Genomic DNA, 14,032 nt, shown 5'->3' with positions numbered 1-14,032 from the left:
GGGTTCGATCAGGCGGTTGAACAGCCGCACCATGGTCGACTTGCCCGAACCGGACAGGCCCATGATGACGAAGATCTCGCCACGCTTGACGGAAAAGCTGGCATCGAACACGCCGACGACGTGGCCAGTCTTGCTGAAGATTTCGTGCTTGTCGGCACCGTTGCGCAGCATCTCCATGGCCATGCCCGGATTATTGCCGAACACTTTGAAGATATGGTTTACCGAGAGTATTTCATCGCCTTGGTACATACGACCCTCATTATTATATTTATGACCAATGATTGGCAGGCGGCCCGCAATGGCGAGCGAGGCAAACTTCTTTTTTGGCAATGTAACGCGCCCCTCGGTGGGCGCATTGTATATCCGGGTCAATTTGTATTATAAAGCCCCGCCATTGACGCCCCGTCGCGCCACGGCATCCTATTTATTGTCATAGCCGTAATATCCGCAGCCCTCGGCCCTGCCCATCATCTGGCCCAAGGGCGCCCTGCCCGCGTGCTGCAAACAACAACAATAATCGGACTGCCGTGCATCAGCGGCGCTCCGCCACCGTGTCTGGAATACGATGAACAACCCATCAGGCGCTCAGAAACACAAGGGCTACCGCCGCATCATCCCGTCGATGACCGCCTTGCTGCAGTTCGAGGCCGTCGCCCGGTTGAACAGCTTCACCCTGGCCGCCACCGAGCTGGGCGTGACCCAGGCCGCGGTGAGCAAGCAGGTCAAGGTGCTCGAAGAGAACCTCGGCGCCCTGCTGTTCCACCGCGTGCACCGCAAGATCAGCCTGACCGATGCCGGCGACATCCTGTTCGTGAGCATCTCCGAGTCGCTGCAGCGGGTGGCCAGTGCCTTCGACCAGATCAACCAGGGCTGCCACCGCCAGGAGGTCGTGCTGGGGTCCACCGCCTCGTTCTCGCAGCTGCGCATCATGCCGCGCCTGAACCAGCTGGCCAGCGCCCTGCCGCAGGTGCAGCTGCGCCTGGCGACGCAGATGTTCACCGGTGACCTGCGCACCCGCAACTACGACCTGGACATCCGATTTGGCAACGGCCAGTGGGACGATGGCGAGGCCACCTTGCTGTTCGACGAAGAAGTCTTCCCGGTCTGCTCGCCTGCCTGGCTGGCGCGCAATCCGCTGCCCACCACCCTGGAAGAACTGGCCGGCGCCGGGCTGCTGGATGCCGACTCCACCTCCGAAGGCTGGGTCGCCTGGCCGAGCTGGTTCCGCGAGAAAGGCGGCAACCCCGGTGCCCTGCAGTACAACCTGCGCTGCAGCCTGTACATCGATGCCATCAATGCCGCACTGCAAGGCTATGGCATCGCCCTGGGCTGGGGCCGGCTGGTGGAGCACCTGTTGAACAGCGGCGAGCTGGTTCGCCTGCAACCGTTCGTGGTGCGACCCAAACAGGCTTATTACCTGATCGCACCCCATGGGCGCCCGAAAAGCCCGCACTTGGCGGCGCTGGTGCAATGGCTTCAATGTGAGAGTTTTTGAATAACCTGAAGTAATGCAACGCGGAAAATTAAGCGCATTGACGCTCTGGCAGGGCACTTTGATAATCGCCGCCATTAGTTTGGTAATTCAAGAATAAGAGTGCCCGAGGTCAACTATGAGCAGCCCGACGATTAAATCGCATCGCGAACTTGTTGAATCACGCCAGCCCGGTTTTGGCATGAGTGGCGAGTTGTACAGCCGCCAGGATATCTTCGAAACGGATATGGATATCTTCTTCAACAAACACTGGATTCAGGTAGCCGTCACCGCGGATGTCGACGAACCAGGCGATGTCTTCACCGTGGACATCGGCAAGGCCTCGCTGCTGATCCTGCGTGACGATGACGAACAGATCCGCGCCTATCGCAACGTCTGCCGCCACCGCGGCGCACGCCTGAAGGCGCCGGGCAAGTCCACCGTCGGCATGCTGGTCTGCCCCTACCACCAATGGACCTACGACCTGGACGGCAGCCTCAAGCACGCCAGCCACATGGGCAAGGGCTTCGACCCCAAGTGCCGCAGCCTGATCCCGGTGCACTGCAAGGTGATCGGCAGCCACGTGCTGATCTGCCTGGCCGACAACCCGCCGGAAGACATCAGCGACCTCGAAGAAGTCATGGGGCCGCGCTTCGCCCCCTTCGACCTGACCAACACCCGCATTGCCTACGAGCTCGACTACATCGAGAACGGCAACTGGAAGCTGGTGATGGAAAACAACCGCGAGTGCTACCACTGCGCCGGCACTCACCCAGAGCTGATCGTCTCGTACCAGTCCGAAGACCTCGGCGTCAGCCTGGAAGAAATGAGCGAAGAAGCCCGCGCCTCGTACGATGCGTACCAGGTCCGCAAGGCCGGCATCGAGGCCGGCTGGGCCAGCGACGGCCTGCTGTATGAAACCGTCGAGCACCTGCAGGACAACTCGCCCACCCAGTTCCGCACCCAGCGCATGATCATTGCCGGCAGCGGCGAATCGCAAACCCTCGACACCAAGGTCGCCTGCAGCAAGCTGCTGGGCAACCTGACCCGTCGCGACCTCGGCGACACCCATCTGTGGGGCAACAACGCCTGGGCCCACGTGATGAGCGACCACGCCATGATCAGCTGGATCATCCCGCTGTCACCGGACCGCACCCTGGTGCGCACCAAGTGGCTGGTGCACCGCGACGCCGTGGAGGGGGTCGACTACGACCTGCAGCGCCTGACCGAAGTCTGGGTGGCCACCACCCAGCAGGACGCCGCGCTGGTCGCCATCACCCACAGCGGCACCCAGGACCCGGCCTTCGTCCCAGGCCCCTACTCCACCTTCACCGAGCCGTACGTCGACCAGTTCGCCCGCTGGTACACCTCGCGCCTCGCCGCGCACGGAGTGTGAGGCCATGAGCATGCTGCAGCACATCACCGCGAACATTGCCAGCCTGCGTGCCGACCAGCGCTTCGCCGACAGCGACCACTGGGCCGCCCACGGTGCCCTGTGGCCCAGCGGCGAAAGCCAGCGCATCGAGTGCCTGAGCGTCGTCAACGAGACCCACGACGTCAAGACCTTCACCTTCCACAGCCCGAGCTACCACGCCTTGGCCTACGAGCCTGGGCAGTTCCTTACCGTGTCGCCGGTGATCGACGGCAGCAGCGTGTCGCGCTGCTACACCTTGTCGTCGACGCCAACCCGGCCGTTCACCTTTTCGATCACGGTCAAGCGGGTGCCGGGCGGCGTGGTGTCCAACTGGCTGCACGATAACCTGCAGCCGGGCAGCGCCCTCGCAGCCTCAGGCCCGGCGGGTATCTTCACCCCGGTGGCCGGCCCGGCGCGCAAGCTGCTGTACCTGTCGGCCGGCTCCGGCATCACCCCGCTGATGGCCATGACCCGCGCAGCCGCCGACCTGCACGCCGACCTCGACATCGTCTTCGTCCACAGTGCGCGCACGCCCAAGGACATCATCTTCCGCGACGAGCTGGCACGCCTTGAGCGCAGCATGCCGCGCCTGCGCACGCTGTTCTTCTGCGAAAGCCAGGGTGACGAGCCGGAATGGACCGGGCCCCTCGGGCGCCTGTCGCTCGAGGTGCTGCAACAGCAGATCCCCGACTTCATGGAGCGCGCGGTATTCACCTGTGGGCCCAAAGGCTACATGGATGCCGCCAAGGGCCTGCTGGCCGGTGCTGGCTTCGACCTGGCGCGCTATCACCAGGAAAGCTTCGACATCAGCGCCGACGTGCAGGCTGAGCCGGAACCCGCGCCCCCAGGCCAAGCCCTGGATACCTTCACCGTGCGCCTGGGCCGTTCCGGCAAGACCTTCACCATGGGGGCTGACCAGACGGTGCTGGCCGCAGCCAAGAAAGCCGGTGCGGTGGTCCCTTCCTCCTGCAGCCAGGGCGTGTGCGGCACCTGCAAGACCGCCGTGCTCGAAGGCAGCGTCACCATGTACCACAACGGCGGTATTCGCCAGCGCGAGATCGACAAAGGCCTGCGCCTGCTGTGCTGCAGCCGGCCCACTTCAGACCTGGTGATCGACCTCTGAACCGATAACCCCCTGCAACACCCGCGACGCCGCCAGGCGGGCCGCTCGAGCGCCCGCCTGCAACAATAAAAAGGATAGAGCCGATGCGTGCAAAACAAGGCCTTTTCAAAGGCCTCAACCCTATCGTGACGGTAGGGTCCCTCTCCATTGTCGTGGCCTTCGTGGTGCTCTGCGCCGCCCACGGCGACCAGGCTGCGGGGGTGTTCAAAAGCGCCTCCGATGCCATTCTCGACCACCTCAAATGGTTCTACCTGGCGCTGGTCAGCGGCATCCTCGGGGTGCTGGTGTACATAGCCTTCAGCCGCCACGGCACACTGAAGCTCGGCCGCCCTGACGAAAAACCGGAATTCAGCTTCGCCGCCTGGATCGCCATGTTGTTCAGTGCCGGCATGGGCGTAGGGCTGATCTTCTGGTCGGTCGCCGAACCCGTCCTGCATTACGCCAGCAATCCGTTCACCCCGGGCCTGACCGACCAGGCCGCGTCGATGGCCATGCGCATCACCCTGCTGCACTGGGGCCTGCACCCGTGGGCGATCTTCACCGTGATCGGCCTGGGCCTGGCCTACTTCGCCTACCGCGAAGGCTTGCCCCTGGCGCTGCGCTCGATCCTGTACCCGATCATCGGCAACCGCATCTATGGGCCGATCGGCCATACCGTCGACATCATCGGCGGCGCGGTCACCGCCTTCGGTGTTTCGCAGTCGCTGGGGCTGGGGGTCGAGCAGATCAACATGGGCATGCACCAGGTGTTCGGCACCCCGGTCAGCCTGTCGTTCAAGCTGAGCATCATCGCCGTGGTCACGGTGATCGCCTCGATCTCGCTGGTGGCCGGCGTGTCCAAAGGCATGAAGCGCCTGTCGACCCTGAACATGTGGATTTCCCTGGGCTTGATGCTGGTAGTGCTGGGGCTGGGCCCGACCAACTACATCATGAACCTGCTGTTCGAGTCGGCCGGCGACTACGCGCAGAACCTCATCGGCATGAGCTTCTGGACCGATGCCCAGGCCGACAGCGCCTGGCAGAAGAGCTGGACCGCCTTCTACTGGCCGTGGTGGATGACCTGGGGGCCGTTCGTGGGCCTGTTCATCGCGCGTATTTCCCGCGGCCGGACCATCCGTGAACTGGTGTTCGGCGCATTGCTGGTGCCGACCGTGGTGACCATCCTGTGGATGGCTGTGTTCGGTGGCACCGCGCTGAAGGATGAACAACAGGTGCGCCACGCCTACGAGAAGCTGCCGGTCGCCGAGCAGACCGCCGCCGGGGCTTTCCAGGGCGGGCCGATTCTCGAAGCCACGCGCAAGGAAACCACCACGGCAATGTTCACCCTGCTCGACCGCCTCGACGGCCCGACCCTGGGCGCGGTGCTGAGCGTGATCATCTGCCTGCTGCTGGCGGTGCATTTCGTGACCGCAGCCGATGCCGGCACCCAGGTGCTGTGCATGCTCAACTCGCTGGGCAGCATCGACCCGCCCCACTGGATACGCGTGCTGTGGTGCGTGCTGGAAGGCGCGATCGCGGCCAGCCTGGTGGTTGCCGGGGGCTTGCTGGCGATCCAGATGGCCAGCATCGTGGTCGGCTTGCCGATTGCCCTGTACATGCTGCTGACCGGCTACAGCCTGATGCGCAGCTTGCGCAGCAACGAGCAGGTGTTTGCCGCGGCCATCGCGCCCAAGCCGCTGGCCAGCGAACTGACCACCTGACGCGCTTTTGTAGGAGTGGCCTTGCCGGGCCGCTCCTACAAAGTTCAAGGCTTTTTTCACATTCACCTCACCTGATTACAACAATAGTTATGGCACTGTTGCATCGCGCATCATTTAATTAATGAAGGGCAAACTTTCATTAACTTTTGTTTCATATGAAACCCGCATTTCGTTAATTGCAACTTCCCTCCCAACGCCCTGACAATCGGCCCCGCTCCGAGCTGAACGCCAGTCCCTGCGCGCTCCAGGCACGAGCTTAACCCTCGATACCCGCCAATAAACTTTTCAGAGGAAGTTTATGAACGCGCCTGCCCCACACATCAACTTCGCTCTTCACGAACATCTGCTGCTGACCGGCGCCACCGGTTTTCTCGGGGGGTCGGTAACGGCCCAACTGATTGCCAATGGCCGCAGTGCCAACCTGTGTTTCCTGGTCCGTGCCGACAGCCGTGAACAAGGCCTCGAACGCCTGCGTGACAACCTGCGCCAACACGGTGTTGACGAGCAGGACTGCCTGACCTTGCGCGCCGAGCAGATCATCTGCGGCGACTTCCTCGATACCCGCTGGCTGGCCGAAGCCACGCCCCGGCTGATGCAGATCGACCGGGTGATCAACTGCGCGGCAGTGGCCTCGTTCTCGAAAAACCCGAACATCTGGCCGGTCAATGTCGAAGGCACCTACGCCTTCGCCGAGGTGATGAGCCGCTCGACCCGCCTCAAGCGCTTCCTGCACGTGGGCACGGCCATGAGCTGCGGCCCGCAGCGCGAGTCACCGATCAGCGAATCGTGGGAGTTCCCGGCCGCCGAGCAGCAGCTGGTCGACTACACCGCCTCGAAGGCCGAGATCGAACGGCGCATGAGCGAGCAGTTGCCGCAACTGCCGCTGGTGGTGGCACGCCCGTCGATCGTGGTCGGCCACCGCACCCTCGGTTGCCAGGCTTCGGCCAGCATTTTCTGGGTGTTCCGCATGGGCTTCGCGCTGGAGAGCTTCACCTGCGAGCTGAACGAGCAGATCGATGTGATCCCGGTCGACTACTGCGCCGAGGCGTTGATCGGCCTGACGCTCAAGCCACGCCTGGAGCACAACCTGTACCACATCTCTGCCGGCCACCAGGCCGCCTGCACCTTTGGCGAGATCGACCAGGCGTTCGCCCATGCCAATGGCGCGCAGCCGGTTGGCGAGCGCTACCGCAAGGTCGATGTCGATGACCTGAAAAGCCTGGCGCAAGACTTTGAAGCGCGCATCGGCCCGGCCAACCCGCGCCTGGTGCTGCGCGCCTTGCGCCTGTACAGCGGGTTTGCCGACCTCAACTACCTGTTCGACAACAGCCGCCTGCTCGAAGAAGGCATCGCCATGCCGCCGCGGTTTACCGACTACCTCGATGTGTGTGTGAAGTCGTCCAGCGGCGTGAGCATCGCGACCCAGATGCAGTGGGATTTCAAGTAAACCCTACTAACCAAGGCATGACCCGCCCCCTTGTGGGAGCGGGCATGCCCGCGAACACCGGCGAAGCCGGTGCCATACACCGAGTCGCTTTCTTCGCGGGCATGCCCGCTCCCACAGGTTTCGGCGTTACTGCTCGTTGACCAGGTTTGGCGGGCGCTGGCCCGCCAAGGCACTCAACAGATTGTCTACCGCACACCTGGCCATGGCCTCCCGTGTTTCATGGGTGGCAGAGCCGATATGCGGCGTCGCCACCACATTATCGAGCTGCAACAGCGGCGAATCGGCAGCCAACGGCTCCTGCACGAACACATCCAGCCCGGCCCCGCGAATCCGCTTGTGCTGCAGCGCCTCGATCAACGCTGCCTCATCCACCACCCGCCCACGGGCTATGTTCACCACGATTGCCTCGGGCTTCATCAACCCCAGTTCACGGGCGCCGATCAGGCCCTCGGTGCTGGCACTGAGCGGCACCGTCAGGCACAGGTAGTCCGCCTCGGCCAGCAGCGTGTCCAGGCTGCAGTAACGCGCGGCGTAACGCGCATCCACGTCGGGCTTGGGCCGCGAACTGTGGTACAGCACGCGCATGCCGAACCCGGCCGCGCCGCGCCGCGCCAGCGCTTCACCAATGCGCCCCATGCCAACGATGCCCAGGGTCTTGCCATGCACATCGGTACCGAAGTGCGCCGGCCCAAGGCTCGCCTGCCAGTGCCCCTCGCGTACCCACCCGGCCAGCTCTACCACTCGCCGCGCAGTGGCCAGGATCAAGGCAAAGCCGGTATCGGCCGTGGTCTCGGTGAGCACGTCAGGGGTGTTGGTGAGCATCACGCCTCGGCGTGTCAGGTCGGCGATGTCGTAATTGTCGACCCCCACCGACACACTGGAAATCACCTCCAGCTGCGGCGCCAGGTCGAGCAGCGCGCTGTCCAGGCGCAAGCTCGCGCCCAGCAGGCCATGCGCCCCGGGCAAGGCATCGCGCAGACGCGCCAGGCCGTCCGCGGCGCTGGTGTCCACCCAGGTCACCTCCACCTGTTGCTCAAGCTTTGCCTGCAAGGCGTCGGACAGGCGTTTGTACAAGACGATGCGTTTCTTCATTGCAGCTTCCTATTGGCTCATGGCCAGGCGTGGGCCGCCGCGCTTGGCACGGCCTGAGGTCTGTGAGGTTTTCAGGACGGCGGTCAGCGCAACAGCGGTCAGCAGCGCCCCCGACATGAACAGGTAAGAGGCGCCAGGCCCGCCCGTGGCGCCGTTGAGGTAGCCCACCAGCCACGAGCCACCGAACGACCCCAGCGCGCCCATGCTGTTGATCAGCGCCATGGCCCCACCGGCCACGTTGCTCGGCAGAATTTCCGGCACGATGGCGAAGAACGGGCCGTAAGGCGCGTACATGCAGGCACCGGCAATCACCAGCAGCGCGTAGGACAACCAGAAGTGCTCGGTGCCCAGGGCATAGGAGCCGTAAAACGCCACGGCAGCGATCAGCAGCGGCGGCCAGACGAAGCGCTTGCGCTTCTGCAGCCGGTCGGAGGCCCAGGACACACCGATCATGCCCAGCACGGCCGCCATGTAGGGCACCGAGGCCAGCCAGCCGGCCTCGACGATATCGACATTGGCCGCCTGCTTGAGAATCGACGGCAACCACAGCACGAAGCCATACACCCCGATACTCCAGCAGAAGTACTGCAGCGACAGCACGATCACCTGGGGCGAGCGGAACGCTTCGCGGTAGTTCTTCACCGGTTTGATGCCTTGCTGCTCGGCAGCCAGGGCCTGCTCCAGGCTGGCCTTTTCCTGTTCGCTCAGCCACGCCACCTGGGCCGGCCGGTCATCCACCAGGCGCCACCAGATGAACGCCCAGAGCACCGCCGGCAGGCCCTCGATGATGAACATCCAGCGCCAGTCGAAATGCTTGATCAGGTAGCCCGACACCACCGACATCCACAGGATGGTCACCGGGTTGCCGAGCATCAGGAAGGTGTTGGCCCGCGAGCGCTCGGCGCGGGTGAACCAGTGGCACAGGTACACCAGCATGGCCGGCATCACCGCCGCTTCCACCACCCCGAGCAGGAAGCGGATGGCGATCAGCAGGTAGACGTTGCTGATCATCCCGGTCAGGGTCGCCAGGCCGCCCCAGAGGATCAGGCTGACGAAGATCAGTTTCTTCACGCTGCGCTTTTCGGCATAGATCGCGCCGGGCACCTGGAAGAAGAAGTAGCCCAGGAAGAACAGCGCCCCCAGCAGCGAGGACAGCACGGGGGTGATGTTCAGGTCGTTGGCCATGCCCGAGGCTGCGGCAAAGCCGTAGTTGGCGCGGTCCAGGTAAGCCAGGCTGTAAGTGATGAAGACGATCGGGATGATGTACCACCAACGGCGTGGTGCGAGACGGGTCGATTGCATGAAACGTTCTCCTGAGCTTGTTGTTTTTGTCGCAACAGGGCCGGCGAGCCGGCGTTCAGCGGTTCAGGCACTTCTGCGCAGTTCGTGCGCTTGCAGCTCAAAGCGGTGTGGCAGGCCTTCCATGTCGCCACGTGATTGCACGGCGCGGCTGCCGCACCAGTTGCCGCGCGCCACCGCGTCGGCCAGCGGGCGGCCTTCGAGCAGCGCGCTGACCACCCCGACGGCGAAGGCATCACCGGCGCCCACGGTGTCCACCACCTTGGCCACCGGTACCGGGGCGACCTGCCCCGCGCCATGGCCATCGCGGTAATAGGCACCGGCATCGCCAAGCTTGATCACCACCTGCTCCACCCCCTGGTCGAGGTAGAAGGCCGCAATGTCGGCGGGCGTGTGCTGGCCAGTCAGCAGGCGGCCCTCTTCCAGGCCGGGCAGCACCCACTGGGCTTTCACCGCCAGGGCGTTGATTTCGCGGACCATGGTCGTACGGTCTGGCCACAGCGACGGGCGCAGGTTCGGGTCGAAGGAAACACTGCGCCCGGCGGCGCGCATGCCGTCGATCAGGGCATGGGACAGCGCCCGGCAGCTCGCCGACAGCGCCGGCGGAATACCCGTGGCATGCAGGTGGCGGGCCTGCAGCAGCGCCGGGTCGAGCAGCGCGGTGGACAGGCGGCTGGCGGCGGAGTCGGCGCGGAAGTACTCCACGGCCGGATCGCTGCCATCGTCGCAACGGCTTTTCAGCTGAAAGCCGGTCGGGCGGCTGCCATCGACCTCGACGCGACTGCAATCCAGGCCTTCCTGGCGCAGGCTGGCGAGCACGAAACGCCCCAGTGAGTCATCGCCTACCCGGCTCAGCCAGCGCACGTGCAAACCCAGGCGGGCCAGGCCGATGGCGACGTTGCTGTCGGCGCCGGCGATGCGTTTGCCAAAGCTGCCGACACTGTCCAGGTCACCGGTCTGCTCGGCGACGAACATGGCCATGGTTTCGCCGAAACACAACACGTCATGTTCAGGCATGGCTCACCTCCTCGCTTGTACCCAACCCCAGCCTGGCCAGGTTGTGCACTTGGGCGCGGGTCAGTGCCAGCAGGTCATCACCGGCCAGGGGGTACTCGACGGCACGCACCAACCCAGGGCTGAACTCGTCGAACAGCGCCTCCCAGGCCAGCAGGTCGGCAGCCTTCGGCGGCACGGCGTGCAAGCGGCCATCGGCGCCTTGCTGCACGGCCTTGCAGTGCATGTAGCGCACCCAGCGGCCGAGCTGGCGAGCGGCTTGCAACGCCGACTCGCCCTGCCACTGCCAGTTGCCGATATCGAACGTCATGCCCAGCGGCAGCCCCCAACCCTGCGCCTGCTGGAAGAAGCGCAGCAGCGGCTCGATGCGCCCACCGTGTGGGGTCTGGTCATTCTCCACCAGCAACACAGGATCACCCTCCTGCAGCAGTGCCTGCAAGGCACCGACATCGCATTGCTCATGGTAATGCCCCAGTGAAACCTTCAGCGCCACGGCGCCCAGGGCCTTGGCCAGCGCCAGCTTCGCAGGCAATTGCGGATCTGGCTCGCCTTGCGCCGTCCACAGCTCCAGCGGCGAGGAATACAGGCACTCCAGGCCTGAGGCTGAGATCGCTGCCGAAAGCGCGACAGTGTCGGGCGCTTCGTCGAACAACTCTTCACGCAGTTCGATGCGACTGACGCCGGCAGCCGCCAGCAGTTCGGTAAAGCTCAGCTGGCCACGTTGCCGCACAAGGCTGGCGCCGTAGCTGGAGAGGCTGATGGAAACGGGGTTCGCGTGCATTTGTTGTTGTCCTCATGAAACCGGTTTCATTTTTGAGTTACAGCAAAGCGGGCAGCCCTGCTGCCCTCAGGTCATTGCGGTTGTTGAGTGGAACCTCGGGTGATCAGCTGTGCCTTGAAATCGATGCGTCGAGGCTCGTCGTTGCTGCCGCGCAGGCGCTCGAGCAGGCACTCGAACGCCGCGACGCCGATGCGCTCGGTGGGCTGGGCCAGTGCGGTGATGCCGCTGCCGACCAGGGGGTACCAGTCCAGTTCATCGAGGGCGATCAGGCCCACCTCGCTGAACAGCTTGCAGCCCGAATCGTGCAACACGCGGGTAACCGCCAGGGTGGCCACGCCGTTGAAGGTGAAGATCGCCTGCGGGCCATGGCCCTTGCTGGCAAGGAAGGCACCGAGCTTGGCCGGCAGGCCGGCGTCGACTTCCAGCAGTTGCTGGCGCATGCCGTTGCGGTTGCTGATCGATGCGGTAAACGCCTGCACCCGCTCCAGGCGCGAACTGGTGCCGTCGAGCGGTTCGGTGACCGCGAGGATGTCGCGGTAGCCTTGCGCCTGCAGGTGGTCCAGTGCCTGCTCGATGGCATCGGCGTTGTCCAGGCCGACCAGGTCAACCTTAAGCTCCGGCAGTTGCCGGTCGACCAGCACCATGGGGATGTCGCGCTGCAGGTTGAGCAGTTCACCGGGGTGGCGGCCGAGGGTGTTCACGATCAGCCCTTCGACGTTGTAGGACTGCAAGGCCGTCAGGTGGTGGCGCTCCTGCTCGTCGTCGCGGTTGGTGTTGCACACCACCAGGCTGTAGCCGTGCTGGCGGCAGGCGGTTTCCACGCCATGCATCACGGCCACTGAATAGGGGTTGAGAATGTCGGCCACGAGCATGCCGATCAGGCGTGTCTGGCCACGCTTGAGGCCGCGGGCCATCTGGTTGGGCCGGTAGCCCAGGCGCTCGATGACCTGTTCCAGGCGCTTGGCGGTGGCTTCGGCCAGCAGCTGGCGATCGCCGCCGATGTAGCGCGAGACCGTGGCCTTGGACACACCGGCTACGCGCGCCACTTCACTGATGGTCACCCGCTCGCGGGCATTGGAGGGTGAATCGGTCATTGCGGGTCCCTTGTGATTGTTGTCGGGTGACGGCGAATGAAACCGGTTTCAATACAGCAAAACCCTGAGCATTCGTCAACCACGGTTTGCTTGGGAGTGTCACAGGGATGGTGAGGCATGACAACAGGTATACCTATTAACCTATTGATATATATTCAAAGTTCTCAGGAATAACTTGTGGGAGATCACCCAGCCCTTTGGGCTGCGCTGTCGCGCAGAGAACAAAGCCTCAGCAAGCGCCGCTTTACCCTGTGGGAGCGGGCGTGCCCGCGAAGCATGCGACGCGGTGCATGGCACCGGCTTCGCCGGTGTTCGCGGGCATGCCCGCTCCCACATTGATCGCACCGGCGCTTCTAGCGCAGGTGTTTAACATCAGCGGCGCTGACCGCACTGCCCTGGTTACCCCAGCTGGTGCGAATGAAATTGACCACGTCCGCCACTTCCTGGTCGCTCAGGCGCCAGCCGAACGCGGGCATGGTGAAGTTCGACGGCGCCGCATGGGTCGCCGGCACCGTGCCACCCGCCAGCACCACATGGATCAGCGAGGTGGCATCCGCCGTCTGCACCACCGGGTTGCCGGCCAGCGCCGGGAACACCCGGGTATAGCCATGGCCATCGGTACGGTGGCAGGCCGCGCAGTTGTCGATGTACACCGACGCCCCCGGTTTGCTGTCGTCGCCCTGCCACAAGGCATCGGCCACCTGCTTGTCATACACGTGCGGGGTGTCGCTCGGGTCGCTCGGCGGCAGGGTCTTCAGGTAGCGGGCGATGGCGGTCAGGTCGGCGTCGCTCAGGTGCTGCAGGCTGTGTTCGACCACATCGCTCATGCCACCGAACACCGCGCTGCGGTCGCTGCGCCCCGTCTTGAGGAACTGCACCAGCTGCGCCTCGCTCCAGCTGCCCAGGCCGTCCTTGTAGTCGCCGCGCAGGCTCTTGGCGATCCAGCCTTCCAGCGGCGCACTGCCGGCCAGGAACTGCTCACCATCCGCCGGGCTCAGCGCCTTTTCCTGCATGGTCAGGGCACGCGGGGTGTGGCAGGCGCCACAGTGGCCCAGGCCTTCGACCAGGTAGGCGCCACGGCTGACCACCGGGTCTGCACCGGCCGGCGCCTGCCAGGCCTGCACCTCGGGGGCGAACAGCCCGCGCCAGATCGACAGCGGCCAGCGCATGCTCAACGGCCAGGGGATGTCAGTCGGCTTGTTGGGCTGCGCGACCGGCTCGACGCCGTGCATGAAGTACGTATACAGCGCCTGCATGTCCTCCTCGCTGACCCGCGCATAGGACGGGTACGGCATGGCCGGGTACAAGGTGCTGCCGTCCTTGGCGATGCCTCTGCGCACGGCCTGGTCGAAGTCGGCGAAGCTGTACTGGCCGATGCCGCTGGTGTGGGGCGTGATGTTGGTGGAATACACCGTGCCGATCGGGGTTTCCATCGGCAACCCACCGGCAAAGGGCTGGCCGCCCTTGGCTGTATGGCAGGCCACGCAGTCACCCGCGCGGGCCAGGTACTCGCCCTTCTTCACCAGGGCATCATCGGCCTGGGCTGCCGCAGTGGCGCCCAGCAGCAGGGTTGCGATCAACAGGTTCTTCATGTTCA

At 64.5% G+C, this 14,032-nt stretch carries 11 protein-coding genes and 1 pseudogene; 5 read left to right on the top strand and 7 right to left on the bottom strand.

The genetic code is table 11. The features are described from left to right. On the bottom strand, positions 1-249 hold a 249-nt coding region (locus tag CAF78_RS26040; protein ID WP_143515124.1), incomplete at its 3' end, for an ATP-binding cassette domain-containing protein. 316 nt (positions 250-565) lie between these two features. Here CAF78_RS26040 and CAF78_RS26035 point away from each other — a divergent pair. From CAF78_RS26035 to cprA, 5 genes are all read left to right on the top strand, one after another. Then, positions 566-1,495, top strand: coding sequence for a LysR substrate-binding domain-containing protein (locus CAF78_RS26035; RefSeq protein ID WP_085680004.1), 930 nt, complete (start codon positions 566-568; stop codon positions 1,493-1,495). Between the two features lie 115 nt (positions 1,496-1,610). Further along, a complete protein-coding gene (locus tag CAF78_RS26030; protein WP_085680002.1) occupies positions 1,611-2,867 on the top strand; it encodes an SRPBCC family protein in 1,257 nt (418 codons plus the stop codon). Between the two features lie 4 nt (positions 2,868-2,871). Next, positions 2,872-4,008 (top strand): hybrid-cluster NAD(P)-dependent oxidoreductase, encoded by a 1,137-nt coding sequence (locus CAF78_RS26025; RefSeq protein ID WP_085679999.1) that lies wholly within the window; start codon positions 2,872-2,874, stop codon positions 4,006-4,008. 83 nt (positions 4,009-4,091) lie between these two features. Continuing rightward, entirely contained in the window at positions 4,092-5,708 is a 1,617-nt protein-coding gene (locus CAF78_RS26020; protein WP_085679996.1) for a BCCT family transporter, read from the top strand. 298 nt (positions 5,709-6,006) lie between these two features. Continuing rightward, positions 6,007-7,155 carry a cationic peptide resistance protein CprA gene (cprA, locus tag CAF78_RS26015; RefSeq protein ID WP_085679993.1) on the top strand — a complete coding sequence of 383 codons (1,149 nt, stop codon included), beginning with the start codon at positions 6,007-6,009 and terminating at the stop codon, positions 7,153-7,155. Between the two features lie 126 nt (positions 7,156-7,281). Here cprA and CAF78_RS26005 read toward each other — a convergent pair whose 3' ends face one another. The 6 genes and pseudogenes from CAF78_RS26005 to CAF78_RS25980 form a co-directional block, all read right to left on the bottom strand. After that, positions 7,282-8,247 carry a D-glycerate dehydrogenase gene (locus tag CAF78_RS26005; RefSeq protein ID WP_085679990.1) on the bottom strand — a complete coding sequence of 322 codons (966 nt, stop codon included), beginning with the start codon at positions 8,245-8,247 and terminating at the stop codon, positions 7,282-7,284. Between the two features lie 17 nt (positions 8,248-8,264). Beyond that, positions 8,265-9,549, bottom strand: a pseudogene (locus tag CAF78_RS26000) (MFS transporter). 63 nt (positions 9,550-9,612) lie between these two features. Further along, positions 9,613-10,563: a sugar kinase gene (locus tag CAF78_RS25995; protein ID WP_085679984.1), complete on the bottom strand. Its 951-nt coding sequence runs from the start codon at positions 10,561-10,563 to the stop codon at positions 9,613-9,615. Beyond that, complete coding sequence (locus CAF78_RS25990) at positions 10,556-11,341, bottom strand: sugar phosphate isomerase/epimerase (protein WP_085679981.1); 786 nt, start codon at positions 11,339-11,341, stop codon at positions 10,556-10,558. Before CAF78_RS25990 ends, CAF78_RS25995 begins: the two co-directional genes overlap by 8 nt. A gap of 71 nt (positions 11,342-11,412) precedes the next feature. Then, positions 11,413-12,435: a LacI family DNA-binding transcriptional regulator gene (locus CAF78_RS25985; protein ID WP_085679978.1), complete on the bottom strand. Its 1,023-nt coding sequence runs from the start codon at positions 12,433-12,435 to the stop codon at positions 11,413-11,415. Between the two features lie 353 nt (positions 12,436-12,788). Next, on the bottom strand, positions 12,789-14,027 hold the full coding sequence (locus CAF78_RS25980) for a cytochrome c (protein WP_085679708.1): 1,239 nt from the start codon (positions 14,025-14,027) through the stop codon (positions 12,789-12,791). Positions 14,028-14,032: the final 5 nt, after the last annotated feature.

This window comes from Pseudomonas sp. R28(2017) (assembly GCF_002112505.1).
Lineage (GTDB): Bacteria > Pseudomonadota > Gammaproteobacteria > Pseudomonadales > Pseudomonadaceae > Aquipseudomonas.
Note: the sequence above shows the minus strand (reverse complement) of the source record. Positions and strands in the feature narration are given on the sequence as shown.